The sequence below is a fragment of the Streptococcus mitis genome, assembly GCF_946190375.1.
GTDB lineage: Bacteria > Bacillota > Bacilli > Lactobacillales > Streptococcaceae > Streptococcus > Streptococcus mitis_CJ.
In genome coordinates this window covers 57,368-80,384 of the sequence record NZ_CAMIAF010000009.1, presented here as the reverse complement: position 1 = coordinate 80,384, position 23,017 = coordinate 57,368, and the positions used below count along the sequence as shown (strand labels likewise).

At 37.6% G+C, this 23,017-nt stretch carries 24 protein-coding genes; 16 read left to right on the top strand and 8 right to left on the bottom strand.

Features of this window, described 5'->3' with window-relative positions; genetic code table 11:
- Position 1 precedes the first annotated feature (1 nt).
- On the top strand, positions 2–3,679 hold the full coding sequence (gene rpoC / locus N8M09_RS05735; RefSeq protein WP_261064426.1) for a DNA-directed RNA polymerase subunit beta': 3,678 nt from the start codon (positions 2–4) through the stop codon (positions 3,677–3,679).
- A gap of 214 nt (positions 3,680–3,893) precedes the next feature.
- Positions 3,894–4,307: a nucleoside-diphosphate kinase gene (gene ndk / locus N8M09_RS05730; protein WP_261064424.1), complete on the top strand. Its 414-nt coding sequence runs from the start codon at positions 3,894–3,896 to the stop codon at positions 4,305–4,307.
- Positions 4,308–4,578: 271 nt separating this feature from the next.
- On the opposite strand, the gene N8M09_RS05725 is transcribed toward ndk, so the two are convergent.
- The 4 genes from N8M09_RS05725 to N8M09_RS05710 all read right to left on the bottom strand — a co-directional run bounded on the left by N8M09_RS05725 (position 4,579) and on the right by N8M09_RS05710 (position 8,797).
- Complete coding sequence (locus tag N8M09_RS05725) at positions 4,579–5,964, bottom strand: ATP-binding cassette domain-containing protein (protein WP_261064422.1); 1,386 nt, start codon at positions 5,962–5,964, stop codon at positions 4,579–4,581.
- 35 nt (positions 5,965–5,999) lie between these two features.
- On the bottom strand, positions 6,000–7,775 hold the full coding sequence (locus tag N8M09_RS05720; RefSeq protein ID WP_261064419.1) for an ABC transporter ATP-binding protein: 1,776 nt from the start codon (positions 7,773–7,775) through the stop codon (positions 6,000–6,002).
- A gap of 109 nt (positions 7,776–7,884) precedes the next feature.
- Positions 7,885–8,577, bottom strand: coding sequence for a hypothetical protein (locus tag N8M09_RS05715; protein ID WP_261064417.1), 693 nt, complete (start codon positions 8,575–8,577; stop codon positions 7,885–7,887).
- 49 nt (positions 8,578–8,626) lie between these two features.
- Positions 8,627–8,797, bottom strand: a complete 171-nt coding sequence (locus tag N8M09_RS05710; RefSeq protein WP_138030392.1) for a PhrA family quorum-sensing system peptide — start codon at positions 8,795–8,797, stop codon at positions 8,627–8,629.
- Between the two features lie 191 nt (positions 8,798–8,988).
- Here N8M09_RS05710 and N8M09_RS05705 point away from each other — a divergent pair, with 191 nt between their 5' ends.
- The 9 genes from N8M09_RS05705 (at position 8,989) to N8M09_RS05665 (ending at position 17,698) form a co-directional block, all read left to right on the top strand.
- The gene (locus tag N8M09_RS05705; RefSeq protein WP_001093626.1) at positions 8,989–9,852 is read left to right on the top strand and encodes a helix-turn-helix domain-containing protein; all 864 of its coding nucleotides are present in this window, start codon (positions 8,989–8,991) and stop codon (positions 9,850–9,852) included.
- 303 nt (positions 9,853–10,155) lie between these two features.
- Positions 10,156–10,776 (top strand): hypothetical protein, encoded by a 621-nt coding sequence (locus N8M09_RS05700; protein ID WP_261064409.1) that lies wholly within the window; start codon positions 10,156–10,158, stop codon positions 10,774–10,776.
- 84 nt (positions 10,777–10,860) lie between these two features.
- Positions 10,861–11,304, top strand: coding sequence for a tRNA (adenosine(37)-N6)-threonylcarbamoyltransferase complex ATPase subunit type 1 TsaE (tsaE, locus tag N8M09_RS05695; protein WP_261064408.1), 444 nt, complete (start codon positions 10,861–10,863; stop codon positions 11,302–11,304).
- Positions 11,294–11,812 (top strand): GNAT family N-acetyltransferase, encoded by a 519-nt coding sequence (locus N8M09_RS05690; protein WP_261064405.1) that lies wholly within the window; start codon positions 11,294–11,296, stop codon positions 11,810–11,812. Before tsaE ends, N8M09_RS05690 begins: the two co-directional genes overlap by 11 nt.
- A 7-nt stretch (positions 11,813–11,819) precedes the next feature.
- A complete protein-coding gene (lytR, locus tag N8M09_RS05685) occupies positions 11,820–12,836 on the top strand; it encodes a glycopolymer--peptidoglycan transferase LytR (protein WP_261044481.1) in 1,017 nt (338 codons plus the stop codon).
- An 86-nt stretch (positions 12,837–12,922) separates the two neighbouring features.
- Positions 12,923–14,179 (top strand): competence/damage-inducible protein A, encoded by a 1,257-nt coding sequence (locus tag N8M09_RS05680; RefSeq protein WP_261064404.1) that lies wholly within the window; start codon positions 12,923–12,925, stop codon positions 14,177–14,179.
- 54 nt (positions 14,180–14,233) lie between these two features.
- Entirely contained in the window at positions 14,234–15,400 is a 1,167-nt protein-coding gene (recA, locus tag N8M09_RS05675) for a recombinase RecA (RefSeq protein WP_261064403.1), read from the top strand.
- Positions 15,401–15,514: 114 nt separating this feature from the next.
- Positions 15,515–16,885: an MATE family efflux transporter gene (locus tag N8M09_RS05670; protein ID WP_261064401.1), complete on the top strand. Its 1,371-nt coding sequence runs from the start codon at positions 15,515–15,517 to the stop codon at positions 16,883–16,885.
- A 96-nt stretch (positions 16,886–16,981) separates the two neighbouring features.
- Entirely contained in the window at positions 16,982–17,698 is a 717-nt protein-coding gene (locus N8M09_RS05665; protein ID WP_261064400.1) for a YebC/PmpR family DNA-binding transcriptional regulator, read from the top strand.
- 86 nt (positions 17,699–17,784) lie between these two features.
- On the opposite strand, the gene N8M09_RS05660 is transcribed toward N8M09_RS05665, so the two are convergent.
- The 3 genes from N8M09_RS05660 to N8M09_RS05650 all read right to left on the bottom strand — a co-directional run bounded on the left by N8M09_RS05660 (position 17,785) and on the right by N8M09_RS05650 (position 20,062).
- Positions 17,785–18,912 (bottom strand): tyrosine-type recombinase/integrase, encoded by a 1,128-nt coding sequence (locus N8M09_RS05660; protein WP_261064399.1) that lies wholly within the window; start codon positions 18,910–18,912, stop codon positions 17,785–17,787.
- 153 nt (positions 18,913–19,065) lie between these two features.
- On the bottom strand, positions 19,066–19,266 hold the full coding sequence (locus N8M09_RS05655) for a hypothetical protein (RefSeq protein WP_125446774.1): 201 nt from the start codon (positions 19,264–19,266) through the stop codon (positions 19,066–19,068).
- Position 19,267: 1 nt separating this feature from the next.
- Positions 19,268–20,062, bottom strand: coding sequence for a helix-turn-helix domain-containing protein (locus N8M09_RS05650; RefSeq protein ID WP_261064398.1), 795 nt, complete (start codon positions 20,060–20,062; stop codon positions 19,268–19,270).
- A gap of 175 nt (positions 20,063–20,237) precedes the next feature.
- On the opposite strand from N8M09_RS05650, the gene N8M09_RS05645 reads away from it, so the two are divergent.
- On the top strand, positions 20,238–20,369 hold the full coding sequence (locus tag N8M09_RS05645; RefSeq protein ID WP_000446473.1) for a hypothetical protein: 132 nt from the start codon (positions 20,238–20,240) through the stop codon (positions 20,367–20,369).
- Here N8M09_RS05645 and N8M09_RS05640 read toward each other — a convergent pair.
- Positions 20,366–21,073 (bottom strand): DUF4145 domain-containing protein, encoded by a 708-nt coding sequence (locus N8M09_RS05640; protein WP_261064397.1) that lies wholly within the window; start codon positions 21,071–21,073, stop codon positions 20,366–20,368. The genes N8M09_RS05645 and N8M09_RS05640 overlap by 4 nt on opposite strands.
- A gap of 57 nt (positions 21,074–21,130) precedes the next feature.
- On the opposite strand from N8M09_RS05640, the gene N8M09_RS05635 reads away from it, so the two are divergent.
- The 4 genes from N8M09_RS05635 to N8M09_RS05620 all read left to right on the top strand — a co-directional run bounded on the left by N8M09_RS05635 (position 21,131) and on the right by N8M09_RS05620 (position 22,903).
- Positions 21,131–21,346: a helix-turn-helix transcriptional regulator gene (locus tag N8M09_RS05635; protein WP_261064396.1), complete on the top strand. Its 216-nt coding sequence runs from the start codon at positions 21,131–21,133 to the stop codon at positions 21,344–21,346.
- Positions 21,347–21,503: 157 nt separating this feature from the next.
- Entirely contained in the window at positions 21,504–21,770 is a 267-nt protein-coding gene (locus tag N8M09_RS05630) for an Rrf2 family transcriptional regulator (protein WP_261064395.1), read from the top strand.
- A 274-nt stretch (positions 21,771–22,044) separates the two neighbouring features.
- Complete coding sequence (locus N8M09_RS05625) at positions 22,045–22,230, top strand: hypothetical protein (protein WP_125446780.1); 186 nt, start codon at positions 22,045–22,047, stop codon at positions 22,228–22,230.
- A 409-nt stretch (positions 22,231–22,639) separates the two neighbouring features.
- Positions 22,640–22,903 carry a helix-turn-helix domain-containing protein gene (locus N8M09_RS05620; protein WP_125446959.1) on the top strand — a complete coding sequence of 88 codons (264 nt, stop codon included), beginning with the start codon at positions 22,640–22,642 and terminating at the stop codon, positions 22,901–22,903.
- The last annotated feature ends 114 nt before the right edge of the window (positions 22,904–23,017 follow it).

Below are 23,017 nucleotides of genomic sequence, written 5' to 3'. Positions count from 1 at the left end.
AGTGGTTGATGTAAATCGTTTTAAAAGTATGCAAATCACCCTAGCTTCTCCAAGTAAAGTCCGTTCATGGTCTTATGGAGAAGTCAAAAAACCTGAAACAATCAATTACCGTACCTTGAAACCAGAACGTGAAGGTCTCTTTGATGAAGTTATCTTTGGACCTACAAAAGACTGGGAATGTGCTTGTGGTAAGTACAAACGCATTCGTTATAGAGGAATTGTTTGTGACCGTTGTGGGGTTGAAGTAACGCGTACGAAAGTTCGTCGTGAGCGTATGGGACATATCGAATTGAAAGCTCCTGTATCTCACATCTGGTACTTCAAGGGGATTCCCAGCCGTATGGGCTTGACCCTTGATATGAGCCCTCGTGCCCTCGAGGAAGTTATCTACTTTGCGGCTTATGTGGTGATTGATCCTAAGGATACACCACTTGAGCACAAGTCTATCATGACAGAGCGCGAATACCGTGAGCGCTTGCGTGAATACGGTTATGGATCATTCGTTGCCAAGATGGGTGCCGAAGCTATCCAAGACCTTTTAAAACAAGTAGATCTTGAAAAAGAAATTGCTGAACTCAAAGAAGAGTTGAAAACAGCTACTGGACAAAAACGTGTCAAAGCAATCCGTCGTTTGGATGTTTTGGATGCCTTTTACAAGTCTGGAAACAAACCTGAATGGATGATTCTTAACATCCTTCCGGTTATTCCACCAGATCTTCGTCCAATGTTGCAGTTGGATGGTGGCCGTTTTGCCTCATCTGACTTGAATGACCTTTACCGCCGTGTTATCAACCGTAACAACCGTTTGGCTCGTTTGCTTGAGTTGAATGCACCAGGTATTATCGTTCAAAATGAGAAGCGTATGCTTCAAGAAGCAGTTGACGCTTTGATTGACAATGGTCGTCGTGGTCGTCCAATCACAGGACCAGGTAGCCGTCCACTGAAATCATTGAGTCACATGCTTAAAGGTAAACAAGGACGCTTCCGTCAAAACTTGCTCGGTAAACGTGTTGACTTCTCAGGACGTTCCGTTATCGCCGTTGGTCCAACGCTTAAGATGTACCAATGTGGTGTGCCACGTGAAATGGCTATCGAACTCTTTAAACCATTCGTGATGCGTGAAATCGTTGCCCGTGATATCGTGCAAAACGTCAAAGCAGCTAAACGCTTGGTGGAACGCGGAGATGAGCGTATCTGGGATATTCTTGAAGAAGTGATTAAAGAACACCCAGTGCTTTTGAACCGCGCACCGACCCTTCACCGTTTGGGTATCCAAGCCTTCGAGCCAGTCTTGATTGATGGTAAGGCCCTTCGCTTGCACCCGCTTGTCTGTGAAGCCTACAATGCCGACTTTGACGGGGACCAAATGGCCATCCACGTACCGCTTTCAGAAGAAGCCCAAGCAGAAGCTCGTATCTTGATGCTAGCTGCTGAGCACATCTTGAACCCGAAAGATGGTAAACCAGTTGTTACTCCGTCTCAGGACATGGTTTTGGGTAACTACTACTTGACTATGGAAGAAGCTGGTCGTGAAGGTGAAGGAATGGTCTTCAAAGACCGTGACGAAGCGGTTATGGCTTACCGTAATGGTTATGTTCACCTCCACTCACGTGTTGGTATCGCAACAGACAGCCTCAACAAGCCTTGGACAGAAGAGCAAAAACATAAGGTCTTGCTCACAACAGTTGGTAAAATCCTCTTCAACGACATCATGCCAGAGGGGCTACCATACTTGCAAGAACCAAATAATGCCAACTTGACAGAAGGCGTTCCAGCTAAATACTTCTTGCCACTTGGTGGAAATATCAAGGAAGCTATCAGCAATCTTGAACTCAACCCTCCATTCAAGAAGAAAAACCTTGGAAATATCATCGCTGAAATCTTCAAACGTTTCCGTACGACAGAAACTTCTGCCCTACTTGACCGCATGAAGAACCTCGGTTACCACCACTCAACTCTTGCAGGATTGACAGTGGGTATTGCCGATATCCCAGTCGTTGATGACAAGGCTGAAATCATTGAAGAATCACACAAACGTGTAGAACAAATCACAAAACAATTCCGTCGTGGTATGATCACAGACGACGAGCGTTACAATGCTGTTACAGCTGAATGGCGTGCTGCCCGTGAAAAACTAGAGAAACGTTTGATTGCCAACCAAGATCCTAAGAACCCAATCGTTATGATGATGGACTCTGGAGCCCGTGGTAACATCTCAAACTTCTCACAGCTTGCCGGTATGCGTGGTCTGATGGCGGCTCCGAACGGACGTATCATGGAATTGCCAATCCTTTCAAACTTCCGCGAAGGTTTGTCAGTACTCGAAATGTTCTTTTCAACTCACGGTGCCCGTAAAGGTATGACCGATACGGCCCTTAAGACAGCCGACTCAGGTTACTTGACTCGTCGTTTGGTTGACGTTGCCCAAGACGTTATCATCCGTGAGGACGACTGTGGAACAGATCGTGGTCTCTTGATCCGCTCTATCGCAGAAGGAAAAGAAATGATCGAGTCACTCGAAGAGCGTCTCAATGGTCGTTACACTAAGAAAACTGTTAAACATCCAGAAACTGGTGCAGTGATTATCGGTCCAAATGAGTTGATTACAGAAGACAAGGCGCGTGAAATTGTCAACGCTGGTGTGGAAGAAGTGACTATCCGCTCTGTATTTACATGTAACACTCGTCATGGTGTTTGCCGTCACTGTTACGGTATCAACTTGGCGACTGGTGATGCAGTTGAAGTTGGTGAAGCAGTTGGTACAATCGCTGCCCAATCTATCGGGGAACCTGGTACACAGCTTACAATGCGTACCTTCCACACGGGTGGGGTTGCCTCAAATACCGATATCACTCAGGGTCTTCCTCGTGTCCAAGAAATCTTTGAAGCCCGTAATCCTAAAGGGGAAGCGGTTATCACAGAGGTTAAAGGACAAGTTACGGCTATCGAAGAAGATGCATCAACTCGTACTAAGAAAGTCTTTGTTAAGGGTGAAACTGGCGAAGGTGAATATGTCGTTCCATTTACAGCTCGTATGCGTGTCGAAGTTGGGGACCAAGTAGCGCGTGGTGCTGCTCTTACAGAAGGTTCTATCCAACCAAAACGTCTCCTTGCAGTTCGCGATGTCTTGTCAGTAGAAACTTACCTTCTTGGTGAAGTACAAAAAGTTTACCGTAGCCAAGGGGTAGAAATCGGTGACAAACACATCGAGGTAATGGTTCGTCAAATGATCCGTAAAGTACGTGTCATGGATCCAGGTGACACAGATCTTCTCATGGGTACCCTCATGGATATCAATGACTTTACAGATGCTAACAAAGATGTCCTTATCGCAGGTGGAGTTCCAGCGACAGGTCGTCCAGTCCTTATGGGAATTACCAAAGCCTCACTTGAAACCAACAGTTTCTTGTCAGCGGCTTCCTTCCAGGAAACAACTCGTGTCCTTACAGATGCGGCTATCCGTGGTAAGAAAGACCATCTTCTTGGACTCAAGGAAAATGTTATCATCGGTAAGATCATCCCAGCAGGTACTGGTATGGCTCGCTATCGTAACCTTGAACCACATGCTATCAACGAAGAAGAATACCTTAATCCTCCAGTAGAGGAAGAAGGAAATGAAGAAACAACAGAAGTAGTTGTGGATACTGCCGTTGAAACTGTGGAAGAAACAGTAGAATAAAAGCAGATGAGAGAGCCTTCGGGTTCTCTTTCTCTTTTCTGAAAACTTTCTCCATTTTTCCATAAAATGTGGTAAAATAATACTCAATGAAAATCAAAGAGCAAACTAGAAAACTAGCCGCAGGCTGTACTTGAGTACGGCAAGGCGAAGTTGACGTGGTTTGAATTTGATTTTCGAAGAGTATAAAAGAAAGAAGCTGACAAAGGAGACAAGTATGGAACAAACATTTTTTATCATTAAACCAGACGGTGTAAAAAGAGGATTAGTGGGTGAGGTGTTGAAACGCATCGAACAACGTGGATTGACAATCGAAAAATTGGAGTTGCGTACAAAGGTTTCAGAAGAGTTGATTGACCAGCACTATCAGGACTTGGTTGGTCAGAGTTTTTACCCACCGATTCGTGAATTTATGACTTCAGGACCGGTTCTTGTGGGTGTCATTTCTGGTCCCAAAGTAATCGAAACTTGGCGGACCATGATGGGTGCAACTCGTCCAGAAGAAGCTTTACCAGGAACTATTCGAGGTGATTTTGCAAGAGCTGCTGGAGAAAACCAAGCTATTCAAAATGTTGTACATGGTTCAGATTCAGAAGAGTCAGCTAAGAGAGAAATTGCTCTTTGGTTTTAAGAGTGGATTGGCTCAATCAATTGGTTAAAAGCTCATTTGAATAGAAAGTATAGTCAAGTATTTTAAGACATGACGCATGATATCAAACTTTTTAGTTTTTGATATGGTGCGTTTTTTGATTATGTGACTATTAGTCCGTCTCGCTCCGTTAGGTGCGAGACAAAAAAACACCCGCTATGCGGGTGTGCGTCGATTTTACGCTGCTTTTTACATCATGGATATTGATTAGCTATCAAAAAAATAAAATGGTTCACCTATTTAGCTTAGTCAATCAATCTTCAAAGTAATCCTCTAGAAGCAAGTTGTTATTTAGAATGCATAACTTTTTAAAATGTAATCTTTCTTGAAAATATGTGTCATGACAAACCAAAAGTATCGAACCTGGATAACTTAATAAGAATTTTTCTAGTGCATTAAGTGAGGTAATATCAAGAAAGTTTGTTGGTTCATCTAAAATAAGAAAATTTGAATCGCTCAGAAGGACTGATGCAAGTTGGCCTTTAACTTGCTCACCCCCAGAGAGCTTGCCAAACGGAACAAATATTTTATCAAATTTTAAATCTAGCATTGCAAGAAAGTTTATAATTAATTGTTTATTATGACTACTTGTTTCATATATATTATCAAAGAGTGTTTTATCTTGGTCTAGTGTATTTAATTCTTGACTAAAATACCCAATTTTTAAACCTTTTGAAAAATATCCATCTATTTCTTGATTTACTATACTTTTTAATAATGTAGTCTTTCCAGATTTATTTCTTCCAGTTAACAACCATTTTTCTCCAAACCTCATTTTTATTTGAGGTATATAAAGATCTATAAAATTTGTACTTATCTTGCTTTCTTTTAATTCGATCATTGTATTAGAAGAATACTCTAATGTGGAGCTTATTGTTTTAAACTTAATTTGTGTTTTAGGTGAAGGTCGGGAAGGTGCAGTCAATCTACTTAATCTTTTTTCAATAGCTTTGGCTGATTTGGCCATGGCTTTTTCTTGACTATCGTAGCTCCCCAATTTTGAACGCGCTTTCCAGTCTGAGTTGCTGATTCTATTAGAACTTTTCTTACTAATTTTTTTTGATCTTATCTTTTTATTTTCTAATTCTTTAGTTAACCTAGCCACTTCATTGTTATATTGAGCAATATTTTTCCAACATTGCTCTTCTATTTGATTTCTTTCATTTTCAAATTCCGTAAAATTTCCTTTGAAAACTCCTATTTGACTCCTTTCAATGAAAACAATTTTTTCTATAATATTGTCTAGTAAAAAACGATCGTGGCTAACCAAAATTATTGTACCATCAAATTTCGATATTCTATGGATTAACCATTGAACATTATGCTGATCCAAATGAGATGTCGGCTCATCTAAAATTAGTATAGAGGGTCTTGAAGAAAAGGCCTCCTTTAATAACTTTAAAGAAATCTCTCCTCCTGATCCATCTCTAATCTCCTTAACTTGAGGAACATAAGCAATATCTCCATTCACTGTTATCATACCTTTGTAATCAATATCTTCCTGGATAATCATTCTTAGCAAAGTTGTTTTTCCTACACCATTACTCCCTACAATTCCTATCCGTTCACCATGATGAAGAATTAACTCAGGTATTTGAAGGATATGTCGTGAATTAATTTGTTTTTCGATATTTTTCATGCGGAGAACTTCCATATCAGCTCCTATATTTCAAACTATTCTTCAGCGTACATTGACGATTGCATTTTATACAATTTTCTATAATACTCATCCTTATTCATTAACTCATTATGAGTTCCGAATGAATGAATTTCTCCGGATTTTAACACCAAAATTTTATCAGCAAATTTTACACTCGCAAGTCTGTGAGTAATATAGAAAACAGTTTTTCCTTGTGTCAATTGCAGAAAATCTTGAAATAATTCATATTCTGCTTTGGCATCAATTGATGCCGTCGGCTCATCTAATATTAAGATTGGTGCATTTGAAAAAAACGCTCTTGACAGTGCAACTTTCTGCCACTCCCCGCCAGATAATTCTTTCCCACCATCAAATTTTCTTCCCAAAACTTGGTCTAATGACATATCTTTTATATTAAACCGACCTTTATCAAGCGCTTTAGTTATATCTTCATTTTTAAATATCCTAGATAAATCGGACAGTGCAACATTCTCTCTTAATGAAATGTCAAATTTAGAAAAATCTTGGAAAATTGAAGTAATCTGCTTTCTATAATCTGTCAATTCATATTCTCTAAGTGACTTATTGTTTACTATTATATCACCCGAATAGTTAGGATAGAAAGCACATAGCAATTTGACTAGAGTCGTTTTTCCAGCTCCATTTTCCCCAACTATTGCAATTTTCTCTCCCTCAGCTATTTTAAAGCTAACGTTACTTAATACCAAATCAGAATTGTTTGAATAAGAAAAGTTAACATTTCTAAATTCTATGATATCATCACCAAAATTATTTTCAGTTTTAGTAATTGGTACTTCTGTACTTAGCTCATCTTCAATTTCAATAAACTTAAAAAAGTTTTCCATGTAGAGGAGAGTGTCATAGAGGAGTGAACTATCTTCTACAAGTCTAGCCATACTATTTATTGAGTAGATAATACTAGTAGAAAACACAAAAATAACACCTAAATCTAAAACACCTTTTTTGATTTGAATAATAACATATCCAAACATTAAAATTATGACGATACTATTAAGAGTTATAAATAAAGCTGAATTGGTAAATTTTTTTCTCCGATCAACTTGGAGCTTGTCAGTTATTGATGTAAATACATCTGTATATTTTGTAATAAAAAAGAAATATAAATTATAAAGCCGAATATCTTTAATGTGATTGTTACTCAAAAGAACCTGACTATAATAATCTAACTTACGAGATTCTTCACTATTAGACACAAGTGTTTCAAATGCCTGTTGCTGGATTCTATAAGCTATGATACCTTGTGGAATCAATACAACAAACAGTAGTAAACTTACTAGTATATTCACAGAGCTAACCATTAACAGCATAGAAGCAAATACAATTGCGTTGGAGATAAGGCTAGTTCCAAATACTAATAAATTTACTGGACGCCAACTTGCTTCTGAACTAAGCAACTGTATATCGTTATAGAATTCGCTATCTTCAAAATAACTAATATTCTGTAATCTCTCTGATTTACGCATCAACTCCGTATTTAATTGATACGTCAATAAATCAGTCATGCGACCTTGTATCATCACGAGCAGTGGGGATATTAGATTGTTAAGAAAGAAAGATACCCCCCAAACCGCAATAAGCATAGTAAGATTTATGGAATTCAAAGAGGATATTTTATTGACAACTATGTTAGTAATAAAAATACTGATAGAAGGAAGAATAGATTGTATAGGAACCATTAAAATCATCCACAACATTATAGACTTTGATGTTTTCCACACAAAATTCAAACTTTTTAGATATAAATTTAAATAGTTAAATATTTTTTCCATGTTCAATCTACCTTTTAATAAAATTTTAGGCTAGAATAAACTCTAGCCCAAATTATATAAGTGCATACTTTAATTTCTAAGTGTTTAGCCAGAATACAACAACACAATACTAATTAGCCTGTGCACTTAGTTGCACCTCTTCAGCTTGTAATCTCCAATTAAATGGCATACAATAAGTTTCATACAATCTTATGACTTCACTATTTTCCAAGTTAGATTGTTCTAAAACATGGTATCTATCTCGCATACTACCACCTTGGTCTTGAAGAATACATTTCTGATACGGTGCCAACGTAAACAAAGTAAATTTATTTCCTAACTCATCAAACTCAAATACTTCAACGGGTTTATCATATGAATAATATACATCTATATTATTCGCAACCATTTCAATAGTAACTTGATTACGACCTGTATAACAACTTGTTCTATATTTAGCTCCTGCTTCAATTGTCTGATAAGAAGGAATAACATGAACATGTCCAAAATGAACTGGAATTACTCCCTTAACTGTCATTTCTAAACAGAATTGACTTTCAGGTGCAAGTCTATAAATATTTTCATATGAGTCAGTAATCTCAACAAATGAATTATTTGTATCAACTAGGGCATCCGCACCAAGAATCATCCCTGCTTCAAGCGAATAAACCTCATCTTGATATCTCACAGTTGCATCACTGCCTGAGATATACCTTACAATACAAGGATTGTTTCCTTTTTGGAAATCACCAAGTTTTGTATAGTGACGCTCATGATTTCCGATATCATCAATAGTAGTATATAAACCAACAATATTATTCATTATAATCCCTCCTAATATGTAAAAATGTATGCACTCCTATCCCAAATAATTAATCTGCCTTCCCAACATCAAGACCATTGGACTTCTTTTGCGATTGCACTCGAATCTCCAATTGTTTATTCTTCTGAATAAACAATTGGTAAGGAATTGTATTACTAAACATAAAAACACCTAGCAATGCAAATGTAACTAATTTTTTAATTCCACGTTTTTTTCTCATACAATGAAACCCCTTTCTTTTTCCTTGTTTTTATTCTAACAGATATATTTTATTCAGTCAATTATTTTTATTAAATTTTGAACTTTTTTTTAGATTTATTACCATAGAGAATTATCTACTCCTTTAACTTGCTATTTTGAACTAAAAATTTTATAATGAAATTAAGCAAATAGGAAGGATTATTATCTTTAATGAATACACTCGCAGAGAAATTCAGATTGAAAAGAAAAGAGTTGAGACTCTCCCAACAAACTCTTGCAGAAGGAATTTGTGAACAAAGCCAGATTAGTAAAATTGAGAGAGGGCATTTCATTCCCTCCGCAGACCTTTTGTTCAAACTCTCACAACGACTTGAAGTGCCATTAGATTATTTTTTTAATGAACAAATTGAAATTAAATCTAATCTCTCTAATTTCAAGCAATTATCTGCTCGACTATTAGATGACAGAAATTATGACAATTTGGAATATATTTATAGAATAGAGATTGAACGAAGTACTTTTCTAACACTAGAAGACCGAACTTACCTTGAATGGATTAAAGCTATTATTGACTTCTATCAATATGACAGTAAGTGTGAGGCAATTTCTTCATTGGAAAATATATTATTAAAAGTCTCCTCAAATACTCTGATTTATTTAAAGGCATTGAATACTCTATCTAATTTCTATTCCTTAGTGGGTCGTGAAGAAGATTATGAAGCAAACTACTCTCATTTGATGGAGTTATATCAGACAAAAAATTTTGAGCATCAAGAGTTTTTATTTGGCTACATCAGAGTTCGTTACAACTACGCTCACTACCTAGTATCAAAGGAAAAATATAATGAAGCCATCCAAGAAGCTCTTGAGACGATTGAACTCTGTAAACAAAGACAGACAAGCTACCAACTGGCTCCCTTACTTATTCTTGTAGGAAATGCTGGAGCCAAATTTCTAGACAAAGAACAAGTCAAAAATTATTATATAGAAGCAAGAGAATTATGTAAGATTTATAACAATCCTTTAATGTTGATGAAGATAGAAAATTATTTGAAGGAATTAGATACTGTTTAGTTAATCTTTCATTATAGTTTTTCTGAAACGTTAAATAACCTGTAAGGCTGATAGTGAAATGAATACTATCAGTCTTATTTCAATTTATATTCTTCCAAAATCTCTTCAAACCACGTCAGTTCTATCTGCAATCTCAAAACAGTGTTTTGAGCAACCTGTGGCTAGCTTCCTAGTTTGCTCTTTGATTTTCATTGAGTATTAGTCTCTCATGTTTGTTTAGCGTCTTAAAAAGACATTTGAGAAGATTAGAAACAGTTCTCTCTTTTCTCCTAGTATAATGATTGGTAGGAAGGGAGAGAAAAGATGAAATCAATGAGAATCTTATTTTTGTTAGCTTTAATTCAAATCAGTTTGAGTAGCTGTTTCCTATGGAAAGAATGCATCTTGTCCTTTAAACAAAGTACAGGTTTTTTCATCGGAAGTATGGTCTTCGTTTCAGGAATCTGTGCTGGAGTAAATTATCTTTATACCCGTAAGCAAGAAGTCCATAGTGTCCTAGCCAGTAAGAAGTCGGTGAAGCTTTTTTACAGTATGTTACTCTTAATTAATTTGTTAGGAGCTGTTCTTGTCTTGTCAGATAACTTGTTCATCAAAAATACGTTGCAGCAAGAATTAGTTGACTTTTTATTGCCATCCTTCTTTTTCCTATTTGGACTAGATTTGCTGATTTTTTTACCCTTGAAAAAATACATGCGTGATTTGCTTGCTATGCTAGATAGAAAAAAGACAGTGTTGGTGACTATTTTAGCAACACTTCTCTTCTTAAGAAATCCAATGACCATTGTCTCTCTTTTGATTTATATTGGACTGGGTTTGTTTTTTGCAGCCTATCTTGTCCCAAATTCTGTTAAAAAGGAAGTTTCCTTTTATGGTCATGTTTTCCGAGATCTTGTATTGGTCATTGCTACGCTCATTTTCTTTTAGAGAAAGCTTGTTTTTATGGATGTTATGATGGTAAGTTTAGCAGGAAAATAGACACAAAAGAAAAGTTTTTGGTATAATAAGAATATGTACACAAAAAATGAAGAAGAGCTACAAGCCTTAGGGGAGCGTTTGGGCCATTTATTAGAAAAGAATGATGTTTTAATCTTAACTGGAGAACTGGGCGCAGGTAAAACGACCTTTACTAAAGGACTTGCTAAAGGTTTACAGATTTCTCAAATGATTAAAAGTCCAACCTATACTATCGTAAGAGAGTATGAAGGCAGACTGTCACTTTATCATCTAGATGTTTATCGAATTGAAGGAGATGCGGATTCTATCGACTTGGATGAGTTTCTCTTTGGTGGTGGAGTGACTGTTATTGAGTGGGGCAATCTCTTAGGAGATGCCTTGCCAGATACTTATTTAGAGTTGGAAATTCTAAAAGAAGAAGACGGCCGCAGATTACATTTCCAAGCAAAGGGTTTGCGTGCAGAAAAACTCTTAGAGGAGCTTCAACATGGAGTATGAATTGCTCATTAGAGAAGCAGAACCTGGTGATGCTGTTGAGTTAGTGACATTTTTAAATCGTGTCAGTGTAGAAACAGATTTTACCAGCTTAGACGGAGATGGTATTCTCTTGACCAGTGAGGAGATGGAAATATTCCTCAACAAGCAAGCTAGTTCGGACAATCAGATAACCTTACTTGCATTCTTAAATGATAAAATTGCTGGTATTGTAAATATTACAGCTGACCAGCGCAAGAGAGTCCGTCATATTGGAGATCTCTTCATTGTGATTGGAAAAAGATATTGGAATAATAGATTGGGAAGTTTGTTGCTAGAGGAAGCGATAGAGTGGGCACAAGCAAGTGGCATTCTGCGTCGTCTCCAACTGACTGTCCAAACTCGTAATCAAGCAGCAGTTCATCTTTATCAAAAGCATGGCTTTGTAATTGAAGGTCGCCAAGAGCGTGGAGCATATATAGAAGAAGGGAAATTTATCGATGTTTACTTGATGGGTAAACTGATAGATTAGTAGAAATATGGTTAAAAAAATTATTGGAATGGTGCTAGCTTTTCTAGCTGTGACAGTTTTGGGTGTCGGTGTTTTTGCTTATACTATTTATCAGCAAGGCACACAAACCTTATCAAAGACCTATAAAAAAATCGGAGAAGAAACCAAGGTTATTGAAGCAACAGAGCCTTTGACCATTCTGTTAATGGGGGTTGATACTGGGAATGTAGAGCGTACAGATCAATGGGCTGGAAATAGTGACAGTATGATTTTGCTGACTGTCAATCCTCACACAAAGAAAACGACGATGATGAGTTTGGAGCGTGATATCCTGACTAAAATTCAACATAAAGATGGTAGTATTGAAGAAGCGAAGTTAAACGCTGCCTATGCTGGTGGCGGTGCAGAACTTGCTATAGAAACAATTCAAAAGATGATGAATATCCATATCGATCGCTACATTATGGTTAATATGCAAGGATTGCAACAATTGGTCGATGCAGTGGGAGGTATTACGGTCAATAATACACTAGGTTTCCCGATTTCTATCAGTGACCAAGAAGAATTTAATACCATTTCTATCGGTGTTGGAGAGCAGACAATAAATGGAGAAGAAGCGCTTGTTTATTCACGCATGCGTTATCAAGACCCAGAAGGAGACTACGGACGTCAAAAGCGTCAGCGTGAAGTCATTCAAAAAGTTGTTGAAAAAGTTCTTAGTTTGAATAGTGTCAGCCACTATCAGTCTATCTTAAAAGCCCTAAGTACTAATATGCAGACTAATATCGATTTATCTGCGAAAAGTATTCCAAGCTTGTTGGGCTATAAAGATTCATTTAAAACTATTGAAACACAACAGTTGAAGGGTGAAGGGGAGATGCTACAAGGCGTTTCTTATCAAATTGTTACGAGAAACCACATGTTGGAAATGCAGAATCTTTTGAGACGTTCTTTGGGACAAGAAGAAGTCACTCAGCTTGAAACAAATGTTGTCTTATTTGAAGATTTATTTGGACGAACACCTGTTGGTGACGAAGACAATTAACTTTTTTACTATAAATAAAAAAATCAATCGTGGGAAATTTCCTGCGATTTTTTCAAAAAAATACGAATAGATAGGTAGGAGGAAACATGAAAGCAGAAATCATTGCTGTTGGAACAGAGATTTTGACAGGACAGATTGTTAATACCAATGCTCAGTTTTTGTCGGAAAAACTAGCAGAAATTGGGGTAGATGTATATTTTCAGACGGCTGTAGGAGACAACGAAGCCCGTCTCTTATCTCTGCTTGAGATTGCCAGTCAACGTAGCAGTCTGGTGATTTTGACAGGTGGTTTGGGGCCGACTGAGGACGATTTGACCAAACAAACTCTAGCTAAATTTTTAGGGAAAGAATTAGTCTTTGACCCTCAGGCGCAGGAGAAGTTGGATATCTTTTTTGCTCAGAGACCAGACTATGCCCGAACACCGAATAACGAAAGACAAGCTCAAATTGTAGAAGGAGCGACTCCACTGCCAAACGAAACAGGGTTGGCTGTGGGAGGGATATTAGAAGTAGACGGAGTGACCTACGTCGTCCTTCCAGGTCCACCAAGTGAATTGAAACCCATGGTCTTAAACCAACTTCTACCCAAGTTAATGACAGGAAGCAAGCTGTATTCCCGAGTTCTTCGTTTCTTTGGGATTGGCGAGAGCCAGTTGGTGACGATTTTGGCTGATTTGATTGATAATCAAACAGATCCGACCTTGGCACCTTATGCCAAGACAGGGGAGGTAACTCTGCGTCTGTCAACAAAGGCTAGCAGTCAAGAAGAGGCGAATCATGCGCTGGGTATCTTGGAAAACCAAATCTTGGATCGACAGACTTTTGAAGGACTTTCTTTACGAGACCTTTGTTATGGGTATGGGGAAGAAACTAGTTTAGCCAGCATTGTGGTAGAGGAACTGAAAAAACAGGCGAAAACCATCACGGCTGCAGAGAGTTTGACGGCAGGGCTTTTCCAAGCCAATGTAGCGGATTTTTCAGGTGCTTCAAGTATATTTAAGGGTGGTTTTGTAACCTATAGCTTGGAGGAAAAATCAAAGATGTTGGATATTCCTGCCAAGGATTTGGAAGACCATGGTGTGGTATCTGAATTTACAGCTCAGAAGATGGCTGAGCAGGCACGAATCAAGACTCAGTCAGATTTTGGCCTTAGTTTGACTGGAGTGGCAGGACCAGATAGCCTAGAAGGGCACCCAGCTGGGACAGTCTTCATAGGCTTGGCACAGGAGCAAGGAACTGAGGTTATCAAGGTGAATATTGGAGGCAGAAGTCGAGCAGATGTACGTCACATTGCGGTTATGCATGCCTTTAACCTAGTTCGCAAGGCTTTATTAAGTGACTAACTTTTGATATAATAGTAGATAGGTCTGAGGACCATTAGAATGTAGGAGAATAGAATGGCGAAAAAACCAAAAAAATTAGATGAAATTTCAAAAAAATTCGGGGCTGAACGTGAAAAAGCCTTGAATGATGCTCTTAAATTGATTGAGAAAGACTTTGGTAAGGGTTCAATCATGCGTTTGGGTGAACGTGCCGAGCAAAAGGTGCAAGTGATGAGCTCAGGTTCTTTGGCTCTTGACATTGCCCTTGGTTCAGGTGGTTATCCTAAGGGACGTATCATTGAAATCTACGGACCAGAGTCATCTGGTAAGACAACGGTTGCCCTTCATGCAGTTGCGCAAGCACAAAAAGAAGGTGGTATTGCAGCCTTTATCGATGCGGAACATGCCCTCGATCCAGCTTATGCTGCGGCTCTTGGTGTTAACATTGACGAATTGCTCTTGTCACAACCAGACTCAGGAGAGCAAGGTCTTGAGATTGCAGGAAAATTGATTGACTCAGGTGCAGTTGACCTTGTCGTGGTCGACTCAGTTGCTGCTCTTGTACCTCGTGCTGAAATTGATGGAGATATCGGAGATAGCCACGTTGGTTTGCAGGCTCGTATGATGAGCCAGGCTATGCGTAAACTTGGTGCTTCTATCAATAAAACCAAAACAATTGCCATCTTTATCAACCAATTGCGTGAAAAAGTTGGGGTCATGTTTGGAAATCCAGAAACAACACCTGGTGGACGTGCTCTGAAATTCTATGCTTCAGTGCGTTTGGATGTTCGTGGTAATACACAAATTAAGGGAACTGGTGACCAAAAAGAAACCAATGTTGGTAAAGAAACTAAGATTAAGGTTGTAAAAAATAAGGTAGCTCCACCGTTTAAGGAAGCCGTAGTTGAAATTATGTACGGAGAAGGAATTTCTAAGACTGGTGAACTCTTGAAGATTGCAAGCGATTTGGATATCATCAAAAAAGCAGGAGCTTGGTATTCTTACAAAGATGAAAAAATTGGGCAAGGTTCTGAGAATGCTAAGAAATACTTGGCAGAGCACCCAGAAATCTTTGATGAAATTGATAAGCAAGTCCGTTCTAAATTTGGCTTGATTGATGGAGAAGAAGTTTCAGAACAAGATACTGAAAACAAAAAAGATGAAGCAGTTCAAGCAGATTCTGTGAATGAAGAAGTTACACTTGACCTAGGCGATGAACTTGAAATCGAAATTGAAGAATAAGCTGTTAAAGTAGTGGAGAAATCCGCTACTTTTTCGATTTTTGATTCAAGTTTTCAGATCATCTATAGTTTACTGTTTCTTGTCGCTCCTTTCGAAAGCTGATATAATAGCCTTATGAATAAAAAACGAACAGTGGACCTGATACATGGTCCGATTCTTCCCTCGCTTTTGAGTTTTGCCTTCCCAATCTTGCTATCAAATATTTTTCAACAGCTCTATAATACGGCTGATGTCTTGATTGTTGGGCGTTTTCTTGGTCAAGAATCCTTGGCTGCAGTAGGAGCGACGACAGCAATTTTTGACCTGATTGTAGGTTTTACTCTTGGTGTTGGCAATGGCATGGGAATTGTCATTGCCCGTTATTATGGAGCTCGGAATTTCACTAAAATCAAGGAAGCAGTAGCAGCCACCTGGATTTTAGGTGCACTTTTGAGTATTGTAGTTATGTTGCTGGGCTTTGTCGGTCTGTATCCACTCTTGCAATATTTAGATACCCCTGCTGAAATCCTCCCTCAGTCTTATCAATATATTTCTATGATTGTGACCTGTGTCGGTGTCAGCTTTGCTTATAATCTTTTTGCAGGCTTGTTGCGGTCTATTGGGGACAGTCTAGCTGCCCTTGGATTTTTGATTTTTTCTGCCTTGGTCAATGTGATTTTGGATTTGTATTTCATTACGCAATTGCATCTGGGAGTTCAATCCGCAGGACTTGCTACCATCATTTCGCAGGGCTTATCAGCGATTCTCTGCTTTTACTATATTCGTAAGAGCGTGCCAAAACTTTTGCCTCAACTCAAGCATTTCAAATGGGACAAGGCCTTGTACGCTGATCTCTTGGAGCAAGGTTTGGCTATGGGCTTGATGAGTTCAATTGTGTCCATCGGCAGTGTGATTTTACAGTCTTCTGTTAATACTTTTGGTGCCGTAATTATCAGTGCCCAGACGGCAGCTCGACGCATTATGGCCTTCGCCCTTCTTCCGATGACCGCTATTTCTGCCTCGATGACGACCTTTGCTTCTCAGAATCTAGGAGCTAAGCGACCAGACCGCATTGTTCAAGGTCTTCGAATCGGCAGTCGTTTAAGTATATCCTGGGCAGTTTTTGTTTGTGTCTTCCTCTTTTTTGCCAGTCCAGCCTTGGTTTCCTTCTTGGCTAGTTCGACGGATAGCTACTTGGTAGAAAATGGCAGTCTGTACTTGCAAATCAGCTCAGCTTTTTATCCTATTTTGAGTCTTTTATTGATTTATCGCAATTGCTTGCAGGGATTGGGACAAAAGATCCTTCCGCTGATTTCTAGCTTTATCGAACTAATCGGGAAAATCGCTTTTGTGGTCTTGATTATCCCTTGGGCGGGCTATAGAGGAGTTATCCTCTGTGAACCTCTTATCTGGGTTGCTATGACCATTCAACTCTACTTCTCACTCTTTCGTCACCCCTTGATAAAAGAAGGAAAGGAAATCTTGGCAACTAAAGTGCAATCCTAGTTGGATTTACTGAATAAAATCTATTTCCTCTAGTGAAAATCGAAAAAACTTGTGTTATAATAAGAAAGATTAAAATGTGAAAAAAGGAGATTCCTAATGGGACGTAAATGGGCCAATATCGTAGCCAAGAAAACGGCTAAAGATGGAGCTAACTCTAAAGTATATGCAAAATTTGGTGTAGAAATCTATGTAGCAGCTAAAAAAGGTGATCCAGATCCAGAATCAAACTCAGCTTTGAAATTCGTTATCGACCGTGCTAAACAAGCCCAAGTGCCAAAACACGTTATCGATAAAGCTTTGGACAAGGCTAAAGGAAACACAGACGAAACCTTTACAGAAGGACGTTACGAAGGTTTTGGACCAAATGGTTCTATGCTGATTGTTGATACTTTGACTTCAAATGTCAACCGTACAGCGGCCAATGTCCGTGCAGCCTTTGGTAAAAACGGCGGGAACATGGGCGCTTCAGGTTCGGTTTCTTATCTCTTCGACAACAAGGGTGTTATCGTATTTGCAGGTGAAGATGCCGATGCAGTCTTTGAGCAATTGCTTGAAGCAGATGTGGATGTGGATGATGTAGAATCAGAAGAAGGTACAATCACAGTTTACACAGCTCCAACTGACCTTCATAAGGCTATTGTTGCCCTTCGTGAGTCAGGTATCGAAGAATTTCAAGTGACTGAATTGGAAATGATTCCTCAGTCAGAAGTGGAATTGTCAGGCGATGACCTTGAAATCTTTGAAAAACTTTACAGCGTTCTTGAAGACGACGAAGACGTACAAAAGATCTACACAAACGTAGACGGATTCTAATGACAAAAATATAACCCTTGGAAATACTGAATTTTCAAGGGTTATTATTATTTTGTGCGAATGAAAGGGGCAAAAAAGGGGCAGAATTAAAAAATACTATCTAACGTTTCTACGAGTTTACCCTCCATATCTTGTGTAGTGTGGGAGTATATTTCTAAAGTCATTTTTGCGTTTGAGTGACCAACACGATCCATTATTGATTTGATAGGCAATCCAGATTCTGCTAAAAACGAAATGTGAGAATGTCTGAAAATATGACTAGATAAATTTTTTTCTATTCCAGCTTTCGCACCGTATTTTTTTATAATTTGAATGAAAGATGGTAATGTTATTGGGCTATTCCATACCTCTAAGCAAAAGATATAATCATCATCTTTTAGCATCTGATAGCGTTCAGTGAGGCGGATCACTTGACGTTGTATGGCCTCTATAACCGCATCTGATACCAATATTGTTCTAATAGATTTTGCGGTTTTTGGCAATGTTTTTATTTTGTTTACTGAATCAAAATTACCTGTAATCTCAATTTTTTTATTTTGGAAGTCTATATTTTTGAGTTGTAATGCGGTCAACTCTCCATATCTCATACCAGTAAGAGCAAGAACCGTTACCATATCGGCATATTTTTGTTGATACGGTTGACTGTTTAGTGCGTCTATTAATGTTTTGATTTCTTGCATAGTCAAAAACTTGTTGCGCTTTTTTTCAATATCTTCTAAAGTTTCCGGCTTTTTAGGAATAACCGTGTAATTAACCTCGTTATTTTCGATATAGGAGTATTGAACTGCATAATCGAAGATGCTTTTGAGTCTGCTGCGGACTCTATAAGCTGTATGATAGCCATTGCTATCAATAATATTTTCAATCTTGCTCTGGATATATCGTCTATCGATATTAGCTAGTAAAGTGTCAGATGGTATTTCTTTTTTCATAGTTGCATCAACAAAAGTATAATTGTGTTTTGTAGATGCCTTTACTGTTTGCGCCCATGATTTATAAAAAAGGTTATAGATTTCTTCAAATGTAATGCTTTCTACTTGTTTTGTACTGAGTTTTTTATTTATCTTCTCTTGCAGTAAGATAGCAGCTTGATTTCTTGCTTGAGGTGTTTTCTTCTCCATCGTGACTGACACTTTTTTCAATTTCTCAGTATATGGATCTTTATATCGCTCAAAAAATTTATATTTGCCATTTGGCAACTCTTCCATCCACATTGATTTTACCTCACTTTTTTGATAAAATGGGTATAGTAAAGAGGGCTTTTTAATGCCTTTTACTATACTGATTGCCTCACGCTCAGACTCGCCAAAGTTTGAGAGCGTGGGGCTTTTTTATTTGAACTATTTCCATTTTTGAAATAGTTGGCTTTACTCTTTCGGTAAGTGTTGTTGAAGAATTAAGGCCACATTGGCTTTTTCTTTTTCGGTCATAGGAGGTTCGTTTGGATCGTCTACCGAAAACTCGATAGCATGCCACTTATCATTGACTCTAATCCATTCTCTCCGTCTGTGGCATTTGCAATCTAGGTTGTGTTTAATCACTTCCATTGGTCTGCTTTCGCTACTCATGTTATCCCTCCTGATATATATCCACAACTTCGCCGATAATTCGGAAGTCGGTGTCTGGTGTGATTGGCATATCTTTGTACGCTGGGTTCAAACTATGTAGGTAAGCTTGGTCTTTATCAATAACAAGTCGCTTGATATACGCTTCTCCATTGTAGTTAAACACACCGATAACACCGTCATTTAGCTCTACGCTTGTCTGGATAAATACTAGGTCGCCATCGTGATAGTCTGGCTCCATGGAATCACCTTTAATCGGAATAACAAAGTCGGCATCAATATCTACTGGCAACTCTATCTGTTCAACTCGTACATCATTCAAATACTGCCCAGTACCTGCAGAAGCAGCATGGTCGTAGTAGTCGTAGCTATATAACTGAATGACCTCCGATACTTCGTTTATCTTCGTTTCTTCTTCGTTTTGCTCTGTGTACATCTCGCCGTTTGCTTTTTGTCTCTCCAGAAGCTCCTCAGAAGTCCGTAGGACGATTTTTTTATTATCTGGGGTTAATTGTACCACCTTGTCTGTTATCTGCTGTGTGAGCAAATCTGAAGCGTCTGGGAGGGAGGGGGATTCTTCTTTAAAAGTGGTATCTATATCTGATTTTTTAACACCGAAATAATCAGCTAGTTTTTGGATAACACCAAAAGAAGGAGCGCTTCTTAACTTCATATAGTCTGTCATAGTACTTGCTGTAATTCCAACTTCTTTAGCCAATTCTTTTTGGGTAATACCACGTTGTTTTCTAAAGTGTGTAATATTTTCAGCAATAATTTTCATTCGTTTTTTTTCATCCATTTACGATTACCTCGTATTTTTTATAATTCTATTATATATCATTTTTTATTGATAGACAATCAAAAATACGAAAAAATCCTATTTTTTTGATAAAAACTATTGACAATACGAAAAAATCGTATTATACTATAATCAAGCTTAGAAATAAGCAAATAAAACGAAAGGAGGAAGAGAGGTGGAAAGTGTTGAAATTGTTGAATTGATAAAAATTACATTTAAACGAGGGAAAGGAACAGAAGATGACCCGGTTAGAGTTGTAACTCAGTACTGGGACAAAGAAAATGTATTAATCTTTGAGAAAGATTAATTGTCTCTTCTTTCAATAGAATTTCGGTAGGATTCCGGTAATAGGTTATATGTGTCTAGAATTTTTTTAGGTTGGGTGATTCGATTATCTACAATCAAGTTGATAAAACTTAACAATAATAAAGCTAACTCTTTGTTATCTTTTATATCTATTTGGCCTGGATGTACGGCGTTATTCCCTATTACTCTAACACTGTCTAGCATTTGTTGGATTTCTATTGGCATTCCTTTAGAGACAAGACTTCCAATTTGGGTATTTAAATCTTTACCTTGTGCGTTTAAATGAGCAACAAGCTTTTCAATAGCTAGGCGAGATAGAGCTGCAGAAGCTCTGGGTGATATATTTAGAACTTCGCCAGCTTCAATATAGATTTCTTTCACATCATCAGGCATATCACTATTAGGTTCAGGTATTCCTTCGGCAACATTTGGGAAAATTAATGTCAAGGTTGCACTGCTTGTGTATAATACGAGCCCAGAGCTACTTATTTGGATTTCATTTGTTATCCAAATAGAAAATTGATTACAAGCCTGACATTGTGCAATTATAATAAATTTGATAGATTCGTTGTAATCTCCATTGATATCAATAGGATTATAAGTCCATAAATGGGAAGAGAAACCTGAACATACAGGGCATTGAAAGGCTTTTGAATTGCCTGCGAAGCCACCGCCTAGGCTTAATTTAGAAAGATCAAATGACATATTATTTCTCCAATCGTTTTTATTCTATTATACCAAATTTAGAAAGGAGGTAGGAACGTGCAGTGGACTTTAGAGGCTATGCGAATTAACAAAGGACTTACTCAAGCAGAGTTAGCAGAGAGATTTGAAGTGTCAAGTCAAACAATTGCCCGATTAGAAAAGGATAGCTCGGATATCGGTTATCAACTATTGAAAAAATACATGCTTTTTTTCAATGTGAAGTTCGATGATATTTTTTTGGGTAAAAAATACGAAAATTTCGTAAATAACTAAAAACAGAAACTTAAGAAAGGAGCTCGCATGGATAAGAAAAAACTTTATAACTTAAAAGTGGATTTCATCTTTCAAGAATCCAACTAACGACTATACTGCTGTTAGTAATGATTTTATCAACGATCCTGCGCTTGGAGCAGCTGAAATAGGAGTACTGATGATTGTTTTGAGCAATATATCTACCTGGCAAGTCTATCCTGAGGAGATAGCAAAACGAGCGGGATTGAATTATAGAACTGTTTTAAAGCACTTTGAAAAATTGAAACAAGCGGGCTATTTGCGGGAAATTAAGGTATCTTTTGGGCGCGGGACTGGTTCGCGAATATTTAGATTTTTCTCTGATAGAAAAATATCAGAGTTTAGTTTTCAAATAATGAAAGAGAGACTTTTTGCTGAATTGAGATCGCAAGGTTTGCAAGTGTAAAAATAATACATGTAAAAATAATACATGTAAAAATAATACATGTAAAAATAATACATGTAAATTTTTTCACACTAACAATTATTAACTAACAACAAGTATTAAATAACAATAAATATTAAAAGAAAACAAGTCCTACTTCTCTTAATAAATAAAAGAGAGAAGTTTAAAATTTCTAATTTAGGACTTTGTAAAATGGGAAGGGGAAAGAATGAAACCTAAAAGATATCCATTCAGTGGGAAAACAAAAGCCTCAACTAATGAATAAAGGAGAAACATGGAGGAAAAACTGAACTTTTTGAACAAAAAAAGAGCTTTCATTATTTCTCAAATAGGCGAGGAGCGCTTATCTGAAACAATGAAAGCCTTAGATGAGATTGTAGATACTCAGAAATTGTTACCTAGTTTACTAGTGAGTATTACAGAGTATCACAGTGCCGTAAGGCTACTTCCTGAGTTGTAAGGTGTAGCTGAAACAAATCTTCATTTCTTTCATCATGATATTTGATGAAATGAGAGTTTAAGTCAGCTACCGTTAAAGCAGCATTATAGATTTTGTTAATCATATCATCTTCAACTTTAGCGAGACAGAAGATGCAACTAATGCTCTTTGGTTTGTCGTACATACTGATTGGGAAAGTATTCCCACAGTGAAGGCACTTCAACTCAGCGGTGGTCATTAAAGCCATACGCTTATCCTCCTTTCGTTGTGGATAAGTCAATTATAGCAAATTTAAAAGGAGGAGTTATGAAAAACTTTAAAGATTTGGATTGCCAATTTATCTTTCAAGAATGTAACTGATGATTACACAGCTGTTAGTAACAGTTTTATCAACGATCCTGCGCTGGATTTTACAGCTGTTGGTATCATGATGGTTATTTTGGCCAATCACCCAAACTGGCAAGTCTACCCAGAAGAAGTAGCTAAACGAAAAGGTGTTAGTCGAGATATGGTAGATAGACATTTCAAGAAGATAGAGAAGGCTGGTTATCTCAGAACTTTTAAAAAAAGTCTCGGACGAGGAAAAGGAGTTCAGGTCTTTCGGTTCTTCTCAGATGTTAAAATTACCGATTTTCAATTTGAAATTATGCTACAGAGATTAGAGGAGGCTTTACAAAAGTTATCCACAGATTAGCAGTTACATTTCCTTATTTTACAAATCTGTATTTTACAAATCTGTATTTTACAAATCAGTAAAATAAGGCACTAATAAATATTAACTAACAACAAGTATTAAATAACAATAAAT

Excerpts from the sequence above, each read along its gene's own strand:
- ndk (WP_261064424.1), top strand. The coding sequence starts at position 3,894 with ATGGAACAAACATTTTTTATCATTAAACCAGACGGTGTAAAAAGAGGA.
- N8M09_RS05725 (WP_261064422.1), bottom strand. The coding sequence starts at position 5,964 with ATGAAAAATATCGAAAAACAAATTAATTCACGACATATCCTTCAAATA.
- N8M09_RS05720 (WP_261064419.1), bottom strand. The coding sequence starts at position 7,775 with ATGGAAAAAATATTTAACTATTTAAATTTATATCTAAAAAGTTTGAAT.
- N8M09_RS05715 (WP_261064417.1), bottom strand. The coding sequence starts at position 8,577 with ATGAATAATATTGTTGGTTTATATACTACTATTGATGATATCGGAAAT.
- N8M09_RS05710 (WP_138030392.1), bottom strand. The coding sequence starts at position 8,797 with ATGAGAAAAAAACGTGGAATTAAAAAATTAGTTACATTTGCATTGCTA.
- N8M09_RS05705 (WP_001093626.1), top strand. The coding sequence starts at position 8,989 with ATGAATACACTCGCAGAGAAATTCAGATTGAAAAGAAAAGAGTTGAGA.
- N8M09_RS05700 (WP_261064409.1), top strand. The coding sequence starts at position 10,156 with ATGAAATCAATGAGAATCTTATTTTTGTTAGCTTTAATTCAAATCAGT.
- tsaE (WP_261064408.1), top strand. The coding sequence starts at position 10,861 with ATGTACACAAAAAATGAAGAAGAGCTACAAGCCTTAGGGGAGCGTTTG.
- N8M09_RS05690 (WP_261064405.1), top strand. The coding sequence starts at position 11,294 with ATGGAGTATGAATTGCTCATTAGAGAAGCAGAACCTGGTGATGCTGTT.
- lytR (WP_261044481.1), top strand. The coding sequence starts at position 11,820 with ATGGTTAAAAAAATTATTGGAATGGTGCTAGCTTTTCTAGCTGTGACA.
- N8M09_RS05680 (WP_261064404.1), top strand. The coding sequence starts at position 12,923 with ATGAAAGCAGAAATCATTGCTGTTGGAACAGAGATTTTGACAGGACAG.
- recA (WP_261064403.1), top strand. The coding sequence starts at position 14,234 with ATGGCGAAAAAACCAAAAAAATTAGATGAAATTTCAAAAAAATTCGGG.
- N8M09_RS05670 (WP_261064401.1), top strand. The coding sequence starts at position 15,515 with ATGAATAAAAAACGAACAGTGGACCTGATACATGGTCCGATTCTTCCC.
- N8M09_RS05665 (WP_261064400.1), top strand. The coding sequence starts at position 16,982 with ATGGGACGTAAATGGGCCAATATCGTAGCCAAGAAAACGGCTAAAGAT.
- N8M09_RS05660 (WP_261064399.1), bottom strand. The coding sequence starts at position 18,912 with ATGTGGATGGAAGAGTTGCCAAATGGCAAATATAAATTTTTTGAGCGA.
- N8M09_RS05655 (WP_125446774.1), bottom strand. The coding sequence starts at position 19,266 with ATGAGTAGCGAAAGCAGACCAATGGAAGTGATTAAACACAACCTAGAT.
- N8M09_RS05650 (WP_261064398.1), bottom strand. The coding sequence starts at position 20,062 with ATGGATGAAAAAAAACGAATGAAAATTATTGCTGAAAATATTACACAC.
- N8M09_RS05640 (WP_261064397.1), bottom strand. The coding sequence starts at position 21,073 with ATGTCATTTGATCTTTCTAAATTAAGCCTAGGCGGTGGCTTCGCAGGC.
- N8M09_RS05630 (WP_261064395.1), top strand. The coding sequence starts at position 21,504 with ATGATTGTTTTGAGCAATATATCTACCTGGCAAGTCTATCCTGAGGAG.
- N8M09_RS05625 (WP_125446780.1), top strand. The coding sequence starts at position 22,045 with ATGGAGGAAAAACTGAACTTTTTGAACAAAAAAAGAGCTTTCATTATT.
- N8M09_RS05620 (WP_125446959.1), top strand. The coding sequence starts at position 22,640 with ATGGTTATTTTGGCCAATCACCCAAACTGGCAAGTCTACCCAGAAGAA.